18 protein-coding genes are annotated in these 20,980 nt (G+C 61.5%); 3 read left to right on the forward strand and 15 right to left on the reverse strand.

What is annotated here, in order from left to right:
• Nucleotides 1-22: 22 nt before the first annotated feature.
• The 5 genes from Cth01_RS10190 to Cth01_RS10210 form a co-directional block, all read right to left on the reverse strand.
• Nucleotides 23-1,210: a branched-chain amino acid ABC transporter substrate-binding protein gene (locus Cth01_RS10190; RefSeq protein ID WP_045839089.1), complete on the reverse strand. Its 1,188-nt coding sequence runs from the start codon at nucleotides 1,208-1,210 to the stop codon at nucleotides 23-25.
• Between the two features lie 498 nt (nucleotides 1,211-1,708).
• Nucleotides 1,709-2,686 (reverse strand): ADP-ribosylglycohydrolase family protein, encoded by a 978-nt coding sequence (locus Cth01_RS10195; protein ID WP_428839336.1) that lies wholly within the window; start codon nucleotides 2,684-2,686, stop codon nucleotides 1,709-1,711.
• Entirely contained in the window at nucleotides 2,617-3,186 is a 570-nt protein-coding gene (gene ybiA / locus Cth01_RS10200; RefSeq protein WP_045839091.1) for a riboflavin biosynthesis intermediates N-glycosidase, read from the reverse strand. The genes Cth01_RS10195 and ybiA overlap by 70 nt, the downstream gene beginning before the upstream one ends.
• Nucleotides 3,183-3,806, reverse strand: coding sequence for a 5' nucleotidase, NT5C type (locus Cth01_RS10205; RefSeq protein ID WP_034407744.1), 624 nt, complete (start codon nucleotides 3,804-3,806; stop codon nucleotides 3,183-3,185). The genes ybiA and Cth01_RS10205 overlap by 4 nt, the downstream gene beginning before the upstream one ends.
• Complete coding sequence (locus Cth01_RS10210; RefSeq protein ID WP_034383754.1) at nucleotides 3,803-4,354, reverse strand: RNA 2'-phosphotransferase; 552 nt, start codon at nucleotides 4,352-4,354, stop codon at nucleotides 3,803-3,805. The genes Cth01_RS10205 and Cth01_RS10210 overlap by 4 nt, the downstream gene beginning before the upstream one ends.
• 239 nt (nucleotides 4,355-4,593) lie before the next feature.
• Between Cth01_RS10210 and Cth01_RS10215 the strand changes: the two genes are divergently transcribed.
• Together Cth01_RS10215 and Cth01_RS10220 are read left to right on the forward strand one after the other, a co-directional pair.
• Nucleotides 4,594-5,328: an NUDIX hydrolase gene (locus Cth01_RS10215; RefSeq protein ID WP_045839092.1), complete on the forward strand. Its 735-nt coding sequence runs from the start codon at nucleotides 4,594-4,596 to the stop codon at nucleotides 5,326-5,328.
• A 59-nt stretch (nucleotides 5,329-5,387) separates the two neighbouring features.
• On the forward strand, nucleotides 5,388-7,394 hold the full coding sequence (locus tag Cth01_RS10220; RefSeq protein WP_045839093.1) for a peptidase U32 family protein: 2,007 nt from the start codon (nucleotides 5,388-5,390) through the stop codon (nucleotides 7,392-7,394).
• A gap of 257 nt (nucleotides 7,395-7,651) precedes the next feature.
• Here the strand turns inward: Cth01_RS10220 and Cth01_RS10225 are convergent, their stop codons facing one another.
• The 3 genes from Cth01_RS10225 to Cth01_RS10235 all read right to left on the reverse strand — a co-directional run bounded on the left by Cth01_RS10225 (nucleotide 7,652) and on the right by Cth01_RS10235 (nucleotide 10,882).
• Nucleotides 7,652-8,593 carry an alpha/beta hydrolase gene (locus Cth01_RS10225; protein ID WP_045839094.1) on the reverse strand — a complete coding sequence of 314 codons (942 nt, stop codon included), beginning with the start codon at nucleotides 8,591-8,593 and terminating at the stop codon, nucleotides 7,652-7,654.
• Between the two features lie 66 nt (nucleotides 8,594-8,659).
• Nucleotides 8,660-10,123: a flavin-containing monooxygenase gene (locus tag Cth01_RS10230; RefSeq protein ID WP_034383745.1), complete on the reverse strand. Its 1,464-nt coding sequence runs from the start codon at nucleotides 10,121-10,123 to the stop codon at nucleotides 8,660-8,662.
• Nucleotides 10,124-10,132: 9 nt separating this feature from the next.
• Nucleotides 10,133-10,882, reverse strand: a complete 750-nt coding sequence (locus Cth01_RS10235; RefSeq protein ID WP_034351710.1) for an SDR family NAD(P)-dependent oxidoreductase — start codon at nucleotides 10,880-10,882, stop codon at nucleotides 10,133-10,135.
• 310 nt (nucleotides 10,883-11,192) lie between these two features.
• On the opposite strand from Cth01_RS10235, the gene Cth01_RS10240 reads away from it, so the two are divergent.
• The gene (locus Cth01_RS10240; protein ID WP_045839095.1) at nucleotides 11,193-11,993 is read left to right on the forward strand and encodes an SDR family oxidoreductase; all 801 of its coding nucleotides are present in this window, start codon (nucleotides 11,193-11,195) and stop codon (nucleotides 11,991-11,993) included.
• A gap of 53 nt (nucleotides 11,994-12,046) precedes the next feature.
• On the opposite strand, the gene Cth01_RS10245 is transcribed toward Cth01_RS10240, so the two are convergent.
• From Cth01_RS10245 to Cth01_RS10275, 7 genes are all read right to left on the reverse strand, one after another.
• The gene (locus Cth01_RS10245; RefSeq protein ID WP_045839096.1) at nucleotides 12,047-13,636 is read right to left on the reverse strand and encodes a class I adenylate-forming enzyme family protein; all 1,590 of its coding nucleotides are present in this window, start codon (nucleotides 13,634-13,636) and stop codon (nucleotides 12,047-12,049) included.
• A 63-nt stretch (nucleotides 13,637-13,699) separates the two neighbouring features.
• Nucleotides 13,700-14,503 (reverse strand): SDR family oxidoreductase, encoded by an 804-nt coding sequence (locus Cth01_RS10250; protein ID WP_045839097.1) that lies wholly within the window; start codon nucleotides 14,501-14,503, stop codon nucleotides 13,700-13,702.
• Nucleotides 14,500-16,041 carry a class I adenylate-forming enzyme family protein gene (locus Cth01_RS10255; protein WP_045839098.1) on the reverse strand — a complete coding sequence of 514 codons (1,542 nt, stop codon included), beginning with the start codon at nucleotides 16,039-16,041 and terminating at the stop codon, nucleotides 14,500-14,502. The genes Cth01_RS10250 and Cth01_RS10255 overlap by 4 nt, the downstream gene beginning before the upstream one ends.
• Before the next feature lie 18 nt (nucleotides 16,042-16,059).
• Nucleotides 16,060-16,926 (reverse strand): beta-keto acid cleavage family enzyme, encoded by an 867-nt coding sequence (locus tag Cth01_RS10260; RefSeq protein WP_003069778.1) that lies wholly within the window; start codon nucleotides 16,924-16,926, stop codon nucleotides 16,060-16,062.
• A gap of 102 nt (nucleotides 16,927-17,028) precedes the next feature.
• A complete protein-coding gene (locus Cth01_RS10265) occupies nucleotides 17,029-18,171 on the reverse strand; it encodes an acyl-CoA dehydrogenase family protein (protein WP_045839099.1) in 1,143 nt (380 codons plus the stop codon).
• Complete coding sequence (locus Cth01_RS10270) at nucleotides 18,168-20,141, reverse strand: acetyl/propionyl/methylcrotonyl-CoA carboxylase subunit alpha (RefSeq protein ID WP_045839100.1); 1,974 nt, start codon at nucleotides 20,139-20,141, stop codon at nucleotides 18,168-18,170. The genes Cth01_RS10265 and Cth01_RS10270 overlap by 4 nt, the downstream gene beginning before the upstream one ends.
• A complete protein-coding gene (locus Cth01_RS10275; RefSeq protein WP_045839101.1) occupies nucleotides 20,138-20,971 on the reverse strand; it encodes an enoyl-CoA hydratase/isomerase family protein in 834 nt (277 codons plus the stop codon). Before Cth01_RS10275 ends, Cth01_RS10270 begins: the two co-directional genes overlap by 4 nt.
• Nucleotides 20,972-20,980: the final 9 nt, after the last annotated feature.

Raw genomic sequence — 20,980 nt, forward strand, 5'->3', positions numbered from 1 at the left:
CTTCAAGAAACACCGATACCGCTCAATGACCGCTGATCACCAGTTCCTTGCGCTCGCCAGAGTCATAGCCGTAGAGCGTGACCCGCGGGCTTTGCAACTCGCCCTGCGAATCAAAGGCAATCGTGCCCGTCACCCCTTCGTAGCGCGTCTGGCGCAAGCGGGGCAAATAGGCCTCGGCCTGGGCTGAATCGGCACTCAGCATGGCCCTGGCCAGCACCATGGTCGCGTCATAAGCGTAAGGGCTGTAAACCTGATATTGGCCGGGAAAATGCTGGTCGTATTTCTGCTTCCAGAGCAGACCGCCTGGCATATTGCCCAGGGAGCTGCCGCTCATCACGCAAACCACGTTTTTGAGCGCTGGCACCTTGTCGGCCATGGCAGGCAGGCGCTCCGAACATTGCGCATCACCGCCCAGGAATTTCACCTGATTCATGGCCAGCTGCGACATCTGACGCAGCATGAGACCGGCCTGCGCATCGAGCCCGCCGAAGAAGATCGCATCGGGCTTGCGGCCTTTGATGGCCGTGAGAATGGGCGAAAACTGCGTGGCCTTGTCGCTGGTGTACTGCTTGTCGACAATCTGCACATCGCGCTCGGCCGCAGCGGCTTCAAACAGCTTGACGATGCCCTGTCCATAGGCCGTGCGATCGTCCACGATCGCGATGCGTTTGACGCCCTGGTGCTTGACGGCATAGTCCAGCAGAGCATTGACCATGGCCCGGTCATTGGCGATGACGCGGAAGGTGTCGTCATAGCCTGCCTCGGTAATCGCGGGGTTGGTGGCTGCGGGGGTGATATTGGGAATGCCACAGTCGTTGTAGATCTTGGCAGCCGGCAAGGTCGTGCCCGACTGAAGATGCCCCACCACGGCCGCCACCTTCCTGTCGCAGAAGCGGCGTGCCAGCGCCGTGGCCTGGCCGGGGTCGCCCACATCGTCACCGGCCTCCAGCTTCCAGTGCACGGGACGGCCGCCCAGTTGCAGCTTGCGGGCGTTGAGCTCGTCAATCGCCATGCGCACGCCGTTCTCCTCATCCTTGCCCAGGGCTGCGATAGGACCGGAGACCGGGCCGCCATGGGCAATGCGCACCACCAGAGGCTTTTCCGCATCCGCCGCGTAAGCGGACGACAGGGATGCGGCGACCAGGGCCAGGCTCAGGGCAGACGAGGTGCGAACACAGCGGCTCTGGGCCGAGCGATCAGTCATGGACATGCTTTCTCCTTGATGAAGCGGAAGGCTGTGGCACGCAAGCCTACGCCAGGCCAAAGCCTCAAGCGTAGCGGCAAAGCCTGCGATACCAGCTCGATGTGCAAGCGAAGGGGCAAACCCTGGAGTCTAGGGACCAGAACTCCATTGGAGCAATTGCTAGCAAGCCCGAGCAGGCCCGACTCTTCCTGCGTTGAGCACAGACTCCGGCTGCTGGGGATATTTCGGATTTCGGCTGAAGCTGCCGACCATGCTCTTGCACCATCGCCGACTCAGCGTCTTGATTGTGCCGCGTTGACAGGGATGGTGCACGCTGCGCCGGACTTTCCTGGCTGCAGGGAAAGCCTTTTTTTGAAGGCCGGCAAGTTCACCACGGCCACAGGCACCCGCAGACCGTGCAGGCCCGGTACGGCTTTCGCGACCTCCGCGGTAACAATCAAGGATCTGTGACCTGCCTGCACGGTGTGAGCAGGTCCCGCGATGGGGAGCATGACCACGCGCAATCTATCGGGCCAGCACCTGATTCAGCGCATAAATCGATTGCGCCAGCGCGCGAATATCAGCCTGCTGATGCAGTCTTTCCAGCCAGTGCGCAGGAATGCCGCTGCGCCCCCAGAACGCCCCCGCGATCTGGCCGGCAATGGCCGCTGTGGTGTCGGCATCGTCACCCAGATTGGCCGCCTCCAGAACGACGGCTTCAAAGCTCTCAAGCCTGTCAAAACACCACAAAGCTGCTTCCAGACTGTGCACCACATAGCCCGAACTCTGGATCTGCTCGCGGCTTTTGCCGCGCCAGCTGCCTTGTGCAATCTCGGCAATGCGTGGGCTGCCAAACGGCAGCGCGGCAAGATCCAGCACCTGCGCCTTGTTGGCGCCCAGCAGGGCGCGGCTCAATATCACGGCAAACAGACGGCAGGCATCCAGGCACTCCGCAGCGGCATGTGTGGTGCGGGAGCTCAGCGCCGCCATCTCCTGCACCTCTTGCTCGTCATGGGCATACGCCATGGCCACCGGAGCCAGCCGCATCAGCGAGCCATTGCCAGCGCTGCGCGCATCTTCACTTCCCGCCAGCGCATTGCCGGTGCGCAGATAGTGCTGTATCGCCTCGCGTGTTGCCATGCCGATATCAAAGCAGTGACCGGTGGAGCTCCAGTAACCCCACTGATACCAGTTGGCGTAGCGCGTCATCTGGTCCCCAGGGTCGCAACCTCCCTTGACGACCAGGCTCTCGGCCAGGCACAAAGCCATGGACGTGTCATCCGTCCATTGTCCGGCCCTCAGTGAAAACGGCCCGCCCCCCACCATATCGGTCAGCGGCGCAAAGCTGCCGCGCGCCCGGAACTCCAGCGTCGTGCCCACGGCATCGCCGCAGGCCAGGCCCAGCAGAGCGCCTTCAAAACGGTCCAGCGTGTTCATTGTCCTGCCCTCAGCTGTGCACGCGCGGCCATCAGCGCGAAACCCAGCAGGTTCTGTCCGCGCCATTTGCGCGGCTGCTCGGCGTCGGGATTGGCCGCGCCCATGCCGATGCCCCAGATGCGGTCGCGCGGACTGGCCTCGACCAGCACACGCTCACCAGTTCTCAGCAGAAACTCCCCCATGGCAGGGTTCTGCGAGAACTTGGCCACACTGGCGCGCACCACGATGCCGAAGCACTCCGCCTTCCAGCGTGCCTCGTCAAAATTGCGCACGCTGCGCCCTATCTGCTTGGCACTGGCCGGAGACGGCGCAGCCAGCACCTGCGTGCGCGCGTCTTCATCCCCGAACAGCCGCGCCTTGGCTGCCATCATGAAATGCTCTGCCGTGGCAAAGCGGTCTCCTTCGACGGTAAATGGAGCAGAAAACCACTGGCTCAGGCAGCCTTTGCCCACCGAGCCATTCTTTTCGGGCTGATGGCCCCAGAAGCAAAGGAATTTGGGGCGGTAGCCTTGATCGAGCTGGACCAACAGGTCCGTCAGGGATCGAATTTCGTAATCTCGGTTCATGTCTGTTCTTCTTGATAATGGTTCAGCCACCAACGGGAAAAGCCCGCCAACGTGGCGTGAGTGGAGTCAATAGCCTGCAGACCCGGCCCGGTATTGGGCGACCCGCCTTGCTCGCGCAGCACCAGTGCCTTGTGAATCCGCTCGCCCACGCCTTCGAAATACGGCAGAAAGTCATCGACAAATGCCAGGGGCTGCAACTGGGCCAGGGCTTGAGCCTTGGGGCTGAGGCCCGGATCAGTACGGCTGCTGGTGGCGATCACACGCGATATGGGAAAGCCCAGCTTGCGCAGATTGGTCTGCCGAGCCTCGGCGAACTGCGGCTTGATCGCCGACACACAGACCAGCTCGTAACCGGCGGCGCACAGCTGCTCGCAAGCCTGTATCGCACCTGCAATCGCTGGAATGCCGGACCAGAACTGCGCATCAAAGCTGGCGCGGAAACGATTGAGAGCCTCGCCCTGCAAGTTGGCAACACCCCATCGCTCCATGGCCCAGTAGGCGTCAGGCTGCTTCAACACCGGACGCTCGCCAAATACCCGCTCCCAGGCTGAGGCATAGGCGAGGTTGTAGTCCAGCAGCACGCCATCTGCGTCGATAGCTATGATTTTTGAAACTTTCATGACGGCAGCTTCAGCAGATACCGGGCCGGGACGACATCGGTCAGCCACACGCCGTTGTCGGAGCGATAGAACACATGGCCCTCGCCCTGCATACGCGCGGCGTCCACCTGCAGCAAGGCCAGCTTGCCGTGACGACTGCCGACCTGAGCAGCCACTGCCTGGCTTTCCGACAAGTGGACATGATGGCGTGACTGCCGGTTCAGGCCCTCATGAAAGATCGCATCCAGAAAACGCGTGGCCGTGCCGTGGTAGAGCACTGCCGGAGGGCGCCTTGCCTCAAGACCCAGTTCTACCTTGATGGAATGGCCCTGATTGGCGCGTATGCGCTTGCCATCTGCGCTGAAGGAATAGCGTTGCTTGTTGTTGTCAGCCACCATGGTCTGCAAATCCTCCAGACTGGTGGGTCGGCCGGAGCGCGCCAGACAGGCCAGCAGTTCATCGGTCTGAGCCCAACCCGCATCGTCGAGCTTGAGGCCTATGGTCTCGGGACTGTGTCTCAGCACCAGGCTGAGGAATTTGCTGCGTGCGGTGGTGTTTTGATTTTTCATTTTCTTGTTCTCTTTGTTTGAAGCTGTCGACCTGGCTCATGACAGGTTCTAGCGCTGCCCAGCGCCCGACCTTGGCGTACTTTCCACGGTGCCACAGCCTGGTCGCAAACCCAGGCCCGGCTTTGTCGGCATGCGTCTGCATGCTTGGAGCGGGCTCCAGCTACAGGATATAAGTTGCATTGAACAACTTAAGCAAGTTGTACAATACAACCCATCATTCATCCCGTCAAGCCTGATTTATGAGCGTTACACAGCGTCACTCCAAGCCAGCGCCGGACTTTCCTCGCCCCTACACCACGGTGGATGTGGTGATCTTCACGATTGCGCAAGGCCGCTTGAATGTATTGCTGGTGCAACGCCCAGGTCACGACGATGATCCATTTCCCGGCCTCTGGGCCTTGCCCGGGGGGTTCGTGAATGTGGATCTCGATGCCGATCTGCAGGCCTGCGCCGCGCGCAAGCTCAAGGAGAAGACGGGTGTGGACAGCCCTTATCTGGAACAGCTTGGCAGCTGGGGCGGCGCGGCACGTGATCCGCGTGGCTGGTCGGCCACCCATGTGTACTTTGCGCTGATTCCCGCCCATGAACTGCAACTGACCAAAGGCGCCAATGCGGCCGATGTGGCCTGGTTCGAAGTGGATGAATTGCTGCGCCGGCCTGCACTGGCGTTTGACCATGGCAGCATCTTGCAGGCGGCGGTGGAGAGACTGCGCAGCAAGGTCGAATACACCTCGCTGCCCGCTTTTTTGCTGAACGAGCCCTTCACCCTGCCCCAGTTGCAGCAAGTCTATGAAACCGTGCTGGGTCGCAGCGTGGACAAAAGCGGCTTTCGCACCCGCATGCTGGCAGCGAACTTTCTGGTCGAAGCCGGCCATGTGGAAGGCGTGTCGAACCGCCCCGCCATGGGCTACCGGCTGGCGGACCGCAGCGGGCCCGTGGTATTTCCGCGCACATTCAGCCCACGCGGCCATTGATACAGGCGATTACCCGCCGCTGTGCCGAAACCGGGGCTTGCTGAGATAATCCTGCCCCTATGTCTCTCCTGCCCCACCAGCTCGAACTCCTGTCCCCGGCGCGCGACGCCGATATCGGCATCGAAGCCGTCAATCACGGCGCGGACGCCGTCTATATCGGCGGACCGGCCTTTGGCGCGCGAGCGACTGCAGGCAACGACATCCGCGATCTGGAGCGGCTCATCAAGCATGCCCACCGCTTTGGCAGCCGCATCTTCATCACGCTCAACACCATCTTGCGCGACGATGAGCTGCAGGGCGCACGCGATATGGCCTGGCAGATCTACAACGCCGGCGCCGATGCGCTGATCATCCAGGACATGGGTCTTCTGGAGCTCGATCTGCCACCCATCCAGCTGCACGCGTCCACCCAGACCGATATCCGCACGCCCGAGAAGGGCCGCTTTCTGCAGGACGCCGGTCTGTCGCAGATCGTGCTGGCGCGCGAGCTGGATCTGAAACAGATTGCCGCCGTGCGCGCCGCGACAGACCCGAGCCGCACCACCATCGAATACTTTGTACATGGCGCGCTGTGCGTGGCCTACTCGGGCCAGTGCTTCATCAGCCATGCCCATACCGGACGCAGCGCCAACCGTGGCGACTGCAACCAGGCCTGCCGCCTGCCTTATGAGGTGACAGACGCCAGCGGCCGCATCATCGCGCACGAAAAGCACGTGCTGTCCATGAAGGACAACAACCAGAGCGATAACCTGCGCGCCCTGATCGACGCCGGCGTGCGCAGCTTCAAGATCGAGGGCCGCTACAAGGACATGGGCTATGTGAAGAACATCACGGCCCATTACCGCAAGCTGCTCGACGAAATCATCGAGGAGCGCGAGTTCTCCGATCAGCCGCTGGCGCGCTCGTCGTCAGGCCGCACCACTTTCTCATTCGAACCCGATCCGGACCAGAATTTCAACCGCGAGTTCACAGACTACTTCGTCAATGGCCGCAAGGATGACATCGGCGCCTTCGACACGCCCAAGACACCGGGTCGTGCCATCGGCTGGGTGACACAGGTCGGCGACAAATGGTTCGAGATCGAAACCAGCGACAAGACCGCCGAGCTGCACAACGGCGACGGTCTGTGCTACTACGATCTGCAAAAGGAACTGGTGGGCGTGCACATCAACCGTGCTGAATGCGTGAGCGCCAAAAAAGGCATCTGGCGCGTCTTCCCCAAAAACGAGATTGCCGAATTCAAGGATCTGCGCAAGGGCCTGGAAATCAACCGCAACCGCGATATGGACTGGGTACGCACGCTGGAGAAGAAGTCCAGCGAGCGCCGTATCGGTCTATGGGCCGAGTTCAAGGAAGCTGCTGCCGGCTTTGCGCTGACGCTGACCGACGAGGACGGGTTTGTCGGGGCTGCCGCCATCGCGCATGAGCACCAGAGCGCCACCGACCCAGCCAAGGCAGAAGCCACGCTGCGCGAGCAACTGGGACGCTTTGGCGCGACGGTTTTCGAGGTGAACGATATTTCACTGAGCCTGAGTCAGCCCTGGTTTGTACCCGCCTCCGTGCTCAACCAGCTGCGTCGCGATGCCGTTGCCGCATTGGAACAGGCCCGCGCCGACGGCTTTGTGCGTCTGCCCCGCGCCAAGCCCGTGGAGCCGTCCGTGCCTTTTCCTGAAGACACACTGACCTATCTGGCCAATGTCTACAACCAGAAGGCCCATGACTTCTATGTGAAGCATGGTGTGAAGATCATCGACGCCGCCTACGAGAGCAAGGAAGAGGAAGGCGAAGTCTCGCTGATGATCACCAAGCACTGCGTGCGCTTCTCGATGAGCCTGTGCCCCAAGCAGGCCAAGGGCGTGATCGGCGTCAAGGGCACCATCAAGGCAGAGCCACTGCAGCTGATCAACGGCAAGGAAAAGCTCACGCTGCGCTTTGACTGCAAGCCCTGCGAGATGCATGTGGTTGGCAAGATGAAGAAGTCGGTGCTCAACCAGCATGCCAAGGAAATGAAAGAGTCTCCCATGCAGTTCTACCGCACACGCCCCACGCCTCAGCAACTTTCCTGAGCACGTTTGAGCCCACAAAAAAGCCCGCTACCGGCAACGGTTGGCGGGCTTTTTTACAGCCTCAGAACCACTGGTAAAAACCCTCGGTTCAATCCCTTTGCTCAAATCGTCTATTTTTTAGGCAATCCGTGCAAATCACCATCTGGCGCGGGTTTCAAGGCTTGAAAGCATAGTTTTCCACAAGAGCGTCCACATGATGCGGGGATAAAACTGAGGCATCCACCACACATAACTGTATACATGAACAGTTGCATGTATCAGGCTTGTCCAACAGCCGATATCTTGCCAAAAGACAGCTTTGTACAAGCCTCCTGCAGCAACTTTGCCACTGCCGGCACCAGGGTGCTGAAGTTGGCAAACCCATGCAACATGCCTTGCGCACGAAGGCTGGAAACGGGTACACCGGCCTGCTGCAGGCGCAGGCCAAAGGCCTCTCCTTCGTCGCGCAATATGTCCAGCTCCGCCGTCACCAGCACCGCTGCCGGCAAACCAGCGAGATCGGGGTACTGCATGATGGAGGCCAGTGGATGTGCAGGCCTGGCAGGGTGATAGTGACGCCACATCGCGGCCATGGCTTCGGTGGTGAGAAACGGCATCTGCCCATAAAGCGCATGCGATGGCGCATCCATATGCGCATCGCAGACCGGATAGAACAGCAGTTGCAGGGATATGCCTCTCCAGCCGTCTTCTTTTGCGCGCAGGCAGGTGGCGACGGCCAGATTGCCCCCCGCGCTGTCGCCCGCCACCATCAGTTGCCGCGCATCGCAATGCAGCTCGGCCGCATGCAGTGCCACCCAGCGCGTGGCGGCATAGGCGTCGTCCAGCGCGGCGGGAAAGACATGCTCGGGAGCCAGCCGGTAATCGACCGACACAATATTCATGCCGGTTATACGCGCCAGGTGGCGGCACAGATTGTCATGCGTTTCCAGCGTGCCTATGCACCAGCCACCGCCGTGAAAATAGACCATGACCGGCGCTGCCTGCGCGGTGCCGGGACGGTACAGGCGCAGCTTGAGCGGCTGGCCATCGCCACCGGGAATGTCGATCTCGCGCACCTCATGCATGGGCAGGTCGGCAGGCGGAAAGGCCATGTGGTCCATGAGCTTGCGGATTTCGGGCACCGGAGTGGCCACAAAATCCATGGGCGGAGCATCCTTGAACTGCTCCAGCACAGCAGCCATTTCTGGGTGTATCTGCATTGGGACTCCTTGAAGTTGATGGAGCGCGCCCGACCAGGACAGGCCAGGACGGGCGCAAGACGGCACTCAGGCCACAAGCTCTTCGGTCTGGTGGTGGATATAGTCCTGCCATACCGGCGCACTCATCTCCTGCCGGAAGCGCGACTGCGACCAGGGCCATGTGTTGGGCACACCGTTTCTGTCCAGGTACCAGCTGTTGCAGCCCGAGCCGAAGACCGAGCCTTTGGCGGCCTGCAAGCGCTCCTGGTCGTACTGAGCCAGGGCTTCGGGCCTGGCCGAAAGCCCTGCCACACCGGCTTGCTGACCACGCTCTATCAGCTGCGAGATATAGCCCCACTGCATTTCCGAAGTATCGATCAGCGAGAAGTTGCCCACGGGAGAGGTCGGCCCGTTCATGAAGTAAAAGTTGGGGAAGCCCGGCACCGAGATGGACTTGTATGCCGTGGGCACATCGCTCCAGGCCTGCTCCAGCGTGGCTCCGTTCAGGCCCGTCACATTCATGGGGCGCACATAGCGGTCGGCCTTGAATCCCGTGGCCAGGACGATGATGTCCACCTCATGCAGCACGCCGTCGCTGGTACGCACTCCCTTTTTCTCGACCTTGGCAATAGCTTCGGTGATCAACTCGGAATCGGGGTGCTGGATCGCCTTGTAATAGTCGGGAGAATAAATCAGGCGCTTGCAACCAGCCCGGTAATGAGGCTGCAGTTTTTCACGCAAGGCTGCGTCTGCAACAGAGCCATCCAGGTTGTCCTGGCAGATTTTCTGAATTTCCTGAATCTGCTCCGAATTCGGATCCAGCACACCCTCGGTAAAGCGCTCCACATTGGCTACATAAGTGGGTTCGCGCTGCAGATAAACCAGCAGATCGCGGTTGCTGCGGAATTCGGCACGCTGCTCTTCGCTGAAAGCTGGATTCTCGACCGGAAAAATCCATTGGGCCGTGCGCTGAAAATGTCGCACCCTGGCACGCGACGCCAGTGCCGAGACAATTTGCACGCCCGTTGATCCCGTGCCGATGACGGCGATCCTCTTGCCGTCCAGCGGTACAGAATGATCCCAGCGCGCACTGTGAATCGTGTCCCCCTCGAACTCCTCCAGGCCCTTGATCTGCGGATAGTTGGGGTGGTGCAGCACACCTGTGGCGGCAACCACCACCTTGCCCTGGTATTGCTTGCCATGCTGATCCTGCAGCGTCCATGCATCGCACGTCCATTCGGCACGCGTGATTTCGGTGCCGAACTGCGAAAAATCGGCAATACCGTGCTTCTGGAACACGCCTTCGAAATACTGCTGAATCTCGGCTCCGGGCGGAAGTACCCGAGACCATTCGGGGTTGGGCTCGAAAGAATAGGTATAGGCGTGCGATGGCACATCGCAAGTCAGGCCTGGATAAGTATTATCCCGCCAGGTCCCCCCCAATGTCCCGGCCTTTTCCAGAATAATGAATTTCTTCCCGCTATTCTTCAGATGAATACCAGCCAGAATTCCGGACATTCCGCAACCAATCACTATGACGTCATATTTCATTGGAAATCCTTAAATATTAATTACTTTTGCTGCAGAGAATCCACCATCCACCGGAAGATTGACCCCGGTAATAAATGAAGAAATATCGGAAAGCAAAAATGCCACGGCATTACCTACCTCTTGCGGCCTGCCCGCACGCTTGAGCAAATGCATGGCCTCGAAAGCCTGGCCTACAGGCAGTTCATCAAGCATGGTGGTCATGGGTGTATGGATATAGCCGGGGCTGATGCTGTTGACCCGGACGCCGTAAGGACCGAGATCCGATGCCAGACTGCGCACCATCTGGATCACGGCTCCCTTGGAGGTGCAATAGGCCAGATTGGTCGGGTTGCCCAGCATGCCGTTGATGCTGGCGATGGTGACGATGGAGCCCTGACCCCGCCGTTTCATGTGGCTGGCCACGGCACGAGCACTGAGCATGGTTCCCGTCAAATTGACCTGCAGTACCTGCTCCCACTCATGCAAGGGCATGCTCTCCAGATCACCCACGCGGGAAATGCCAGCCGAAGTCACCAGCCCATCAATCTGCCCATAGCGGTCCAGCATGTAAGCAACCAACTCATTGGTCAGCTTCTCGCTGCTCACGTCGAGCTTGCGAAATTCGCAGCCCTGCGGCAAATCCTGGCTTTGCTGAAGATCGGCACACACCACCTTGGCTCCGCTCGCTGCCAGGGCCTGGGCGCTGGCCAGGCCTATGCCCGAGGCACCACCTGTAACCAGAACCACTTTTCCTTCCAAACCACTGATGAATGGATTCATTTTCAAACCTCAATACTGGCTGACCGCCACCAATTGGCGATGAGGATTGAGATTCTTTGTTCTTTTCAAATTCAAATCACTCTGAGTTTTCCTCTTTACAAAATAAGTTTGTGTTTACAGTCCCTAGTGGAAACCATTAATTCATTTGGACGTACTGTGCCCGGATTTTTTATATGTCAAGCAGGTCTTTCCATTTAATAAATCAATAAAGACTGTAAACACCTTCAATAACTGTCAAGCGGGAATTCGTGAGAAATATAGATAAGCCGGAAATGCTTTAATTCATTCGTATTTAGCCAATGAGGAAATCATGAAAGTTGCAGTCATCACCGGTGCAGCCAGCGGAATTGGTGCAGGCCTTGCCAAAAAGGCAGTCACTCTTGGAATGAAAGTCGTGGTTGCAGACCGCGACCAGGCGGGTCTTGAGAAAGTCGCGCTGGAACTGGGAGATCAGGCATTGGCCGTGGCCACCGATGTCACCAGCCAGGCGTCGCTGGATACACTGGCCGACAAGGCCTATGCAGCTTTCGGTCAGGTTGATCTGCTGTTCAACAACGCAGGCGTTCTCAGCACCGGCAATAGCTGGGAGATCAGCGATGCCAAGTGGCAGCAGGCCTGGCAAGTCAACGTCAACGGCATTGTCAATGGCCTGCGCGCTTTTGTGCCGCGTCTGCTCAAGGCCAACCGGCCTGCCCGCATCATCAACACAGCATCGGTAGGCGGCTTTCTGCCCAGCGCCATGATGGCCCCCTACTCCGCCACCAAGTTCGCAGTGGTCGCGCTGACCGAAGGTCTGGCTGGCGAACTCGCGGCCATTGATCCGCAAATCAAGGTCTCGCTGCTGGCACCAGGCCCCGTCAGGACAGCCATCTTCCGAGAAGCGCCTGACGCGGCGTCGGCAAAGTTTCACGGCATGATGACCCATTTGCTAGACGAAAACGGTATGGACACCGAGGAGTTCGCCAACCGCGTCTTTGCAGCCATTGACCGTGGTGAATACTGGATCGTGCCTCAGCCGGAAATGCTGGACCCGCTGCTCAAGGCCCGCAACAAGCTCATTGAGACGCGCACCGACCCGGTGCTGTCCTGGACGCAGGAGATCGCAGAGTGAAACCAGGGCCTGCTTTAGCAGGCCCTGGCAGCATTTGCGGACACGCCCGGATATCAGGTGCCCCAAAGCTCTCTGGCCACCTGCTCGAACTGGCGTCGCATCACGTTTTTCTGCACCTTGCCCGTCGCCGTGGACGGGAAGGCCTCCACAAAATGGACCAGTTTTGGCACTTCAAAGCCGCTGAGATGATTGCGACAATGGGCCAGTATCGACTCCGAATCCACTTGAGCCCCCGGCTTGCGCATGACAAAGGCACAGACCGCCTCGCTCCAGTGAGGATGCGGCAGACCGAACACGGCGGCGGCAGCCACTTCCGGATGCGCCAGCACCACGGCTTCAACCTTCACGCTGGCCACGTTCTCGCCGCCGGTCTTGATCATGTCCTTCTTGCGATCTATGAACTCCATGCGCCCCTGCGCGTCCCACATGCCCAGGTCGCCGGTATGGTGCCAGCCAAACTTCTGTGCCTCTGCCGTCGCCTTTGGGTCCTTGAAATAACCCAGCATGACATTGGGGCCGCGATGCACGATCTCGCCGACCTGGCCCGCTCCCAGCAGATTGCCATCGTCGTCCATAACGGCGGTCTCACACGTGCTCAGAGAGCGCCCCCAGAAATTGGCATCGCATTCGGCATTGAGCAAGGGGTAGAAAGTCATGGTGGCCGGATATATCTCGGTCTGCCCCGTGGCTAGAGAGATATTGCGGCACATGCGCTGCGCAATCTGGGCGATCAAGGGTTTGGGAATGGGTGCCATGGCATAGATGCACTGCCGGATGGTAGTGGGCGCAAAACCCGGATCGGCCAGCACCGCTGCATACATCAGGGGCAGCCCGACAAAGATCGTCACACCCTCCTTCATCACCAGTTGCCCCACCTCCGCCGGCACAAACTGCCGCGTGAGCACGGTGCAAGCACCTGCCGCCAGCGCAGTCTGCACCAGCGCATGCTGGGCGCAATGAAACAGAGGCAACCAGCCGCTGAGCACATCGGCCTCGCCATATTTCATCTCGTCGATATTGCCCTTGACCGCCGCGTATACCGACAGATGGGAATGCACCACGCCCTTGGGATTGCCCGTGGTGCCGCTGGTGTACATGAGCAAGGCCGCCTGGTTGTCGTCAATATCAACCTCGGGCAAAGCATCGGACTGGCCTGCCTCGGACTGTGCCAACGATATGCCCGGCAGTCCTGGCTGTACTTGCTGCGTTTGCGGGCGCGTGATGATGAGCGGCACCTGCAATTGCTGCAGAATTTCGGCCAGCCCGGGCAGGGCCAGCAACTCCTGATCGACCACCACTGCCGACACCTCTGCATGCCGCAGGATGTAGTCAATGCTCGATACCTCCAGCTTGATATTGACGGGCACCCACACCTGCCCCGCCTTGTGAATGGCATTGCAGGCCACCACCATGTCTATGGAATTGGCGCACAGCATGCCGATCTGCTTGCCCGTCCCCTGCGTCGAGAGCAAATAATGCGCGAAGCGCGAACTTCGCGCATCCAGCTCGGCATAGCTGATGCGCTCAGCACCATCGACCAGCGCCGTGCGGCTGCCAGACTTGCGCGCACTGCGGTGGAGCAGGTCGCCCAGCGCAATGCGCCGGATGCGCCGTGCCTCCTTCGTCAGACTCATCTCGATCATGGTTTGTCTCCTTGATAGTGTGCAACCCGGAACCCATAACCCACGCTTTTTCTTGTTGTGTCTCTAATTCTGCTGCGGCATGGCCATCGCGGCGGCAGCAACCATGGGCGAAAGCTGGCCCTGCGCCCCGCCGTCACAGGCAATGACCGTGCCGGAGATATAGCTGGCCGCATCGCTGCCCAGAAACATGGCCAGTCGGGCAATATCCGCGGTCGTGCCCATGCGTCCCAGCGGCACCATGCTGCGTACCAGAGCATCTCCTTCAGCTCCCTGCGGGGCCAGCCGGCGCATGCCTTCCGTGCCCTCGATGGGGCCGGGGGAAATGGCGTTCACACGAATGCCCCTGCCACCCCACTCCAGTGCCAGTACCCGCGCCAGATGGTCCACTCCTGCCTTGGCTGCACAGACATGGGCCTGGTACATCATGGGCACGGTGGACTGCGGCGCGGTGATGAAGATCAGGCTCGCCCCCGGCTGCCGCAAGTGCGCCAGAGCCTGACGCGCGACATGAAAGCTGCCCAGCAGATCGATGTCCACCACCACCCTGAAAGCGTTGGACGACATCTGCTCCGCAGGTGCGAGGAAGTTGCCTGCCGCACCAGACACCAGCACGTCGAGCGGCCCCTGGCAAGCCACGGCCTGCGCCAGCGCCGCTGCCACCGCCGGTTCATCGCGCACATCGGCTACCACGCCAAAGGCCTGCGCCCCCAGCGTCGCCAGGGCCGCGTCCACATTGGCCTGCTTGCGGCTGACGACCGAGACCCGGGCTCCTGCCATCGCGTAGTGCTGAGCAATGCCCAGGTTGATGCCTGTGGTGCCGCCAAACACCATCACATGGCGGCCCGAAAAATCAAACTGCACATTCATGAACAGCACTCCTCTGCTCGCAACAAGGCTTTCTGGATCTTTCCTGCCGGGGTCAACGGCAACTCGGTGCGAAACACCAGCTGGCGCGGCAGCTTGTAGTCAGCGAGCTGCTGGCGGCAATGCGTGAGCAGTTCCTCCTCGCCCACGCTGGCACCGGGTCTGATCACGATGTAATAGCGCCCCACCTCGCCCAGCACGGGGTCCGGCACGCCTATGCCGGCGACCATCAGCACGCCTGCATGACCGGCAATCACGCCCTCCACCTCGCTGGGATAGACGTTGAAGCCGCCCTGTATGAACATGTCTTTTTGCCGCCCCTTGAGATGGATCAGGCCCTGCTCATCCACAAACCCCAGATCACCCGAATGAAGCCAGCCGCCGGAAAACACCTCTTCGTCCTGCTGCTGCCCCACATAGGCCGGAATCACCCCAGCACCACGAAACCACAGCTCCCCCACCTCGCCGCTGCGCAGCTCTTCGCCATCGGCCCCGGCCACGCGCAGTTGTACCCCTTGCAGCGGCTTGCCTATGCTGTGCAGCAGGGCTTGCTGATCCGCTTGCCAGGGTGTCATCGCGATGGCCCCAGAAGTCTCTGACAGACCGTAGAGATTCATGATGTTCACGCCCGGAAACTGCCGCTGCAGCCGCTGCAGCAACACCGGCTCCACATTCGATCCGCCCACCACAATCAGGCGCAGCCGGCTCATATCCACCTCTACCAGAAGCGGATGCATGAGCAGCAGCGTCAGCATGGTGGGCACGCCCACCAGCCAGGTCGGCGGATGCTTTTGCGCCATCCTCAACACGGATTCGGGGCTGAACATGGGCACCAGCTCGCAGCAACCGCCCGCCAGCAACATGGTCAGCACGCCGCAGGTAATGCCGCCCACATGGTTGAGCGGCATGGCCAGTTGCACCATATCGTCCGCCGCAGCCTTCACATGCGCATGCTGCGCCAGCGCTGAGCCCAATTGAGAGCGATGCGTCAGCCCCGCTGCCTTGGGCCTGCCCGTGGTGCCGGATGTGTAAATGATCATCAGCAGGTCATCCGGTGCAGGACCGTCGCCTTCATGCAAGGCTTTCGCGCCGGACTGCAGCGCTTGCTCGAATCCTTCATCCACCCACAGCAGATGCTCCAGCGCCGCAAAACGCCGACGGGCCTGCGCCAGATAGTTCTGGTAGTCGAAGCCGGCAAACTCGCGCGGCGCAAGCACGGCCTTGACCTGGCTGTCCTGCAGCATGAAGTCCAGCTCGGCATCGCGGTATCGGACGCTGAGGCCCACCACGACCAGCCCCGTCTTCGCCGCCGCAAGATAGCTCAGCACCCAGGGCAGACCGTTGGGCAGGATGATGCCGATGCGATCACCGGGTCGCAGGCCCAACGAGGACAGATGAGCAGCCCAGGCGCTGACCATGACATCCACCTGCTGCCAGCTGTAGCCGCGCCCCTGGTCGATATAGGCATTCCTGTGGGGATGGTCGGCCACGGTCTGCGCCAGTGCCTGCGCCACGGTCCGAGGAAGAGTACAAGCGTTCATCTGTAACTTCTCCCTGATTCAGGCCGCCAGGTGCAGCATCTGCCTGGCCTCCCTGGGAGTGGCGACTTCACGGCCCACATCACGCGCATAGCGAGCCAGCTGCTCGATCAGCGGAGCGTTGGATGTGACCTTGCTGCCGTCGGGCAGATAGAAGGTGTCTTCCAGTCCGCTGCGCAGATGTCCGCCGAGCTCGGCTGTGCGCAAATGGGTGGGCCAGATCTCGCTGCGCCCGATCAGCGTGGTCTGCCAGGGCGCGTCCTTGATCTTGAGCCTGAGCAGTATGGGCAGCAGATCGGGGTCTGCCGGCATACCGGACTCCACCCCCATCACGAAGTTGTATTCGGGCAGGCCTCGGTACATGCCGGTTTCCACATACATGCCCACGCAGCGCACGATGCCCACGTCAAAGCACTCGAACTCGGGTAATGTGCCGGTCTCTGCCATCACATCGAGAAAGTCCTGCACCTTGGCGGGCTGATTGTCGAACAGCATGGGGGGCCAGGCCCAGCTTCCATTGCTGCGGGTCTTGAGATAGTTGAGCGAGCCCGCATTGCAGGCCGCCATCTCGGGTCGCGTGGCACGCAGGCAGTCCAGCGGTCCCTGGTAGTCGGGGCCGACCACGCCGGTGGTCTGATTGATGATGAGCTCGGGGCAGGCTGCACGCATGGCATCCACGCAGGCCCTGGCCACTGCCGGATCCCAGCTGGGCAAATGACCCTTGCCCTCCTCCTGGCGCCTGAAGTGGACATGAACCACCGATGCGCCTGCGTCATAGGCTCGGCGCGCCTCCTGCGCCAGTTGCTCTGGCGTCACGGGCACATGATGCTGATTCGGATCGGTCAGTACCCCGGTAATGGAACAGGTAATAATGGCTTTGTCGGACATATCGCTCCTTGGATAGAAGCTGATAACGCTTCATTCACAAGCGTTTCAGGCTGATTTCGCTCAAATTTCCCGGTAACGGCTGAGGCCGCTGCAACAGCCGCGCTAGATACGCCACTGGCGCGCGGCCAGCTCTTTCATGATTTCCTCGGTGCCGCCGCCAATCGTCAGGACCTTGACTTCGCGGTAGATGCGCTCGCTCAGCGTGCCGCGCATAAAGCCCATGCCACCCAGAATCTGCACCGCCGTATCGGCGCAGAACTGCATGGTCTGGGTGGCGTGGTTCTTGAGCACGCAGACCTCGCCCACCCAATCCGCACCGCTATCGCCGCCATCGGCACGTGCGCAGACGGCGTTGAGCCAGGCTTCGGTGCTACGCAGGCGCTGCTGCATGTCCACCAGCTTGTGGCGTATGACCTGATGCTGATTGAGCGTCACGCCAAAGGTCTGGCGCTGCTGGGCCCAGGCCAGCGCCTCGTCATAGCAGGCCTGGGCAAAGCCCAGTGCACCACAGGCAATGCCCAGGCGCTCACCGTTGAAGTTCTGCATGATGGCGCGAAAACCCTCACCCTCGGCGCCGAGCAAATGGCTGGCCGGCACGCGCACACCATCAAATAACAGGTGGGCCGTGTCCGAGCATTGCCAGCCCATCTTGTGCAACGGGCTGCGTCTCAAACCCTTGCTGCCGCCAGGCACCAGGATCAGGGAGATGCCGGATGCACCTCTCTCCTCGCCCGTGCGCACTGCCACCGTGATCCAGTCCGCACGCATGCCCGAGGTGATGAAGGTCTTCTCGCCCTCGATCACATACTCGTGGCCATCGCGCCTGGCCCTGGTACGCAGCGCCGCTACGTCCGATCCGCCGCCGGGCTCGGTAATCGCCAGCGCCGCGATCTTGCGGCCCAGGAGCACATCGGGCACCACCTGCTGCTTGAGCGCATCGCTACCCAGAGCCAACACGGGCGGCAGGCCGATGTTGTGCGACAGCAAACTGGCCAGCACGCCCCCACTGCCGCCGTAGCGGCACAGCGCCAGCCACAGGGCTGCGCGCAGGCCGTGTGTAGCCGCAGTGCCACCGAGCTCCTCGGGGTAGCCGATGCCGAGCAGCCCCAGCTCGGCGGCCTGGCGATAGAGCTGGCGCGGGAACTCGCCCGCCTCGTCCCAGGCCGTGACATGGGGGGCGATTTGCTCGCGCGCAAAGCGACGCACCAGGTCATAGAGCATTTCGCGTTCAGCAGCATCCGTCATGCAGGACCTCCAGACATGGGCGCCAGCTTCAGCAGCACCTGACCCGGCGCCACCTGCTGGCCGGCATTGACCAGCACGGCCTCCACCCGACAGTCGGCCTTCACGCTCAGACTGTGCTCCAGCTTCATGGATTCGATGACCACGACCACATCGCCAGCCTTGAGCACCTGCCCGGCCACCGCCCCCAGTTGCACCACACGGCCGTTGAACGGCGCGCGCAGTTCTGCAGTCTGGCCCGCTGCTGCCGCATTCTCGGGCGGGGCATAGCTCACATCTTCGAGCCACCAGTCCACGCCGCCGGCCTGCAGATGCCAGCGCGAGCCGCCCTGCGCGCCGGGCAGCTCCACGGCCTGCACGGTTTGGGTCAGGCCCTCACATCTCGCTTGCCAGCCATCGCCCAGCAACTCGTCGACCTGCAGCAGCGCAGGCTCGGCGCCATGCCGCTGCAGCAGCCAGCTTTGTGCGGTCTCGGGCCTCAGGGTCAGCTCCTGCGTCCGGCCCCGGTGCTGCAGCTTGCGCAACTGGGCATAGCTGCAGGCCAGCGGCCCCGGCCGTTGGCCCACGGCGCACAGCGCTCCCCAATGCTGGTGTGCCAGGACTTCCTTGTCCCGCAGCAGCTGCTGCAAGCGTGGCGCATCGCTCGCCAGATAGGAGATCAGAGCCTGACCCCGCCTGAACACCTCGTCGTTCAGGCACTCAATCAGAAAGGCGCGATTGGTCGGCAAGCCCAGCACCGTGAGCCGGCCCAGCGCATGAATCAGCCGGTCGATGGCTTGCTCTCGCGTTGGCGCATGGACGATCAGCTTGCCCAGCATGGCGTCGTAATAGGGAGTGACTTCGCTGCCGGTGTGCAACGCGTGGTCAAAGCGCAGCGGCGCGCGACTGAAGACGACGGCCTCGGGTGCCGAGAAATGCCGCACCACGCCGGTATGGGGCTGAAAGTTCTCGTCTTCGGCGCACAGCCGCACCTCGATGGCATGGCCGTCAAGCCGAACCTGCTGCTGCGTCAGCGGCAAGGCTTCGCCGCGCGCCACGCGAATCTGCCATTCGACCAAATCCAGGCCAGTCAATGCCTCGGTCACAGGATGCTCGACCTGCAGTCTGGTATTCATCTCCATCAGATAGAACTGCCGGCCTTCGACCAGGAATTCCACCGTACCTGCCCCCACATAGCCTGCGGCCTTGGCCAGGGCCACGGCGCAACTGCCCATATGCTCGCGCTGCTCGGCATTGACGGCCGGACTGGGGGCTTCCTCGATGATCTTCTGGTGGCGACGCTGAACCGAGCAATCGCGCTCCCCCAGATGAATCACATGGCCATGCCCGTCCGCAAACACCTGCACCTCCACATGGCGCGGATGCATGACGGCACGCTCCACCAGCAAGTCACCGTTGCCGAAGCCAGCCAGAGCCTCCGAACGTGCGCTGTTCAGAGCGGCATGCAACTGGTTGGCACTCTCCACCAGCCGCATGCCGCGCCCCCCACCACCTGCCACGGCCTTGACCATGACGGGGTAGCCAATCATGGCGGCTTCATCGGCAAAGCGCGCGTCGCACTGGTCATCGCCTTCGTAGCCCGGCAGACAGGGCACGCCATGGGCCTTGGCCAGTTGCTTGGCTGCGGCCTTGCTGCCGAGCTGGCGAATCGCCGCCGGCGGCGGGCCAATCCAGATCAGGCCCGCTTCCTGGACGGCCTGGGCAAAGCCGGCATCCTCGCTGAGAAAGCCGTAGCCGGGGTGCACGGCATCGGCCCCTGTTGCCTTGGCGGCCGCCAGCAGCTTGTGCATGTCCAGATAGCTCTGTGCCGATGTCAGCCCGCCCAGTGCATAGGCCTGCGTGGACTGTTGCACATGGAGGCTTCCCGCGTCCGCATCCGAGTACACCGCCACGGTATCTATGCCCATGCGCCTGGCCGTAGCCATGATGCGCAGCGCAATCTCGCCACGATTGGCAATCAGAATGCGCTTCATGATGTGCCTCCTGCAATACAGGTCCAGGGCGCGGGCTGCTTGCTGGAAAAGGCCTTGAGCCCCGCCCCCGCCTCAGCGCTGCGCAGTGCACTGGCAAAGGCCTGCGCGCCCTGGTTCAGCGATGTATCCAGACTTTGCCCGCCAATGGCTGCCAGCAATTTTTTGGTGGCTGCCACCGCCTGCGGTGCAGCCAGTGCGCAGATTTCAAGCTGATGCTGCAACTGCTCGCGCCAGTGGGCAGCGTCTGTGGCCTGGATCACGGTCTGCACCAGGCCGACCTTCTGCGCCTGGCTTGCGGACCAGCGCTGACCGCCCAGCAGCCATTGACGCCCAGAACCATCGCCCAGCCTGCGCAGCACAAACGGCGCGATCTGCGCGGGCACAATGCCCAGCGTCACCTCGGGTGTGGCAAAGACGGCCTGCTGATCCGCCACCACCCAGTCGGCCACGCAGACCAGCCCTACACCGCCGCCCATGGCTGCGCCCTGCACGGCAGCGATCAGCAACTGGGGCAGCTCTGCCAACTGCTGCAGCAGATGACCAAACTCGCGGTTGACCTGAACCAGCGGGTCCTGCGCGCCCGCAGGCAGCGGAGAGCCTATGCTGCTGGCAAAGCCTCCGAGGCTGCCGCCCGCACAGAAATGCCCGCCGTTGCCGCACAGCACGACCACGCGCAGCAGTGAATCCTTCTGCGCTCTGGCGGCGTGTTCGCGCAAGGCCCGCACCAGCTCGTCGGTCAGGGCATTGCGGGTTTGCGGCGAATTCAGCCGCCACCATTCCACAAAACCGTTGCCCAAGGGAAGACGTTCGATTTCAAGCACCTGAGTCATGCGCCGCTC

Origin of the sequence: Comamonas thiooxydans (assembly GCF_000964545.1) — a bacterium.
GTDB lineage: Bacteria > Pseudomonadota > Gammaproteobacteria > Burkholderiales > Burkholderiaceae_C > Comamonas > Comamonas thiooxydans.

Bases quoted from the DNA above. Each gene is read 5' to 3' on its own strand.
- Cth01_RS10270 (WP_045839100.1), bottom strand. From the start codon at position 20,141: ATGAAGCGCATTCTGATTGCCAATCGTGGCGAGATTGCGCTGCGCATC.
- Cth01_RS10210 (WP_034383754.1), bottom strand. From the start codon at position 4,354: ATGAAAAATCAAAACACCACCGCACGCAGCAAATTCCTCAGCCTGGTG.
- Cth01_RS10230 (WP_034383745.1), bottom strand. From the start codon at position 10,123: ATGAAATATGACGTCATAGTGATTGGTTGCGGAATGTCCGGAATTCTG.
- Cth01_RS10240 (WP_045839095.1), top strand. From the start codon at position 11,193: ATGAAAGTTGCAGTCATCACCGGTGCAGCCAGCGGAATTGGTGCAGGC.
- Cth01_RS10195 (WP_428839336.1), bottom strand. From the start codon at position 2,686: ATGGCGCGGACAGAACCTGCTGGGTTTCGCGCTGATGGCCGCGCGTGC.
- Cth01_RS10250 (WP_045839097.1), bottom strand. From the start codon at position 14,503: ATGAATGTGCAGTTTGATTTTTCGGGCCGCCATGTGATGGTGTTTGGC.
- Cth01_RS10190 (WP_045839089.1), bottom strand. From the start codon at position 1,210: ATGTCCATGACTGATCGCTCGGCCCAGAGCCGCTGTGTTCGCACCTCG.
- Cth01_RS10265 (WP_045839099.1), bottom strand. From the start codon at position 18,171: ATGACGGATGCTGCTGAACGCGAAATGCTCTATGACCTGGTGCGTCGC.
- Cth01_RS10225 (WP_045839094.1), bottom strand. From the start codon at position 8,593: ATGCAGATACACCCAGAAATGGCTGCTGTGCTGGAGCAGTTCAAGGAT.
- Cth01_RS10220 (WP_045839093.1), top strand. From the start codon at position 5,388: ATGTCTCTCCTGCCCCACCAGCTCGAACTCCTGTCCCCGGCGCGCGAC.
- Cth01_RS10235 (WP_034351710.1), bottom strand. From the start codon at position 10,882: ATGAATCCATTCATCAGTGGTTTGGAAGGAAAAGTGGTTCTGGTTACA.
- Cth01_RS10260 (WP_003069778.1), bottom strand. From the start codon at position 16,926: ATGTCCGACAAAGCCATTATTACCTGTTCCATTACCGGGGTACTGACC.
- Cth01_RS10255 (WP_045839098.1), bottom strand. From the start codon at position 16,041: ATGAACGCTTGTACTCTTCCTCGGACCGTGGCGCAGGCACTGGCGCAG.
- Cth01_RS10245 (WP_045839096.1), bottom strand. From the start codon at position 13,636: ATGATCGAGATGAGTCTGACGAAGGAGGCACGGCGCATCCGGCGCATT.
- Cth01_RS10205 (WP_034407744.1), bottom strand. From the start codon at position 3,806: ATGAAAGTTTCAAAAATCATAGCTATCGACGCAGATGGCGTGCTGCTG.
- ybiA (WP_045839091.1), bottom strand. From the start codon at position 3,186: ATGAACCGAGATTACGAAATTCGATCCCTGACGGACCTGTTGGTCCAG.
- Cth01_RS10275 (WP_045839101.1), bottom strand. From the start codon at position 20,971: ATGACTCAGGTGCTTGAAATCGAACGTCTTCCCTTGGGCAACGGTTTT.
- Cth01_RS10215 (WP_045839092.1), top strand. From the start codon at position 4,594: ATGAGCGTTACACAGCGTCACTCCAAGCCAGCGCCGGACTTTCCTCGC.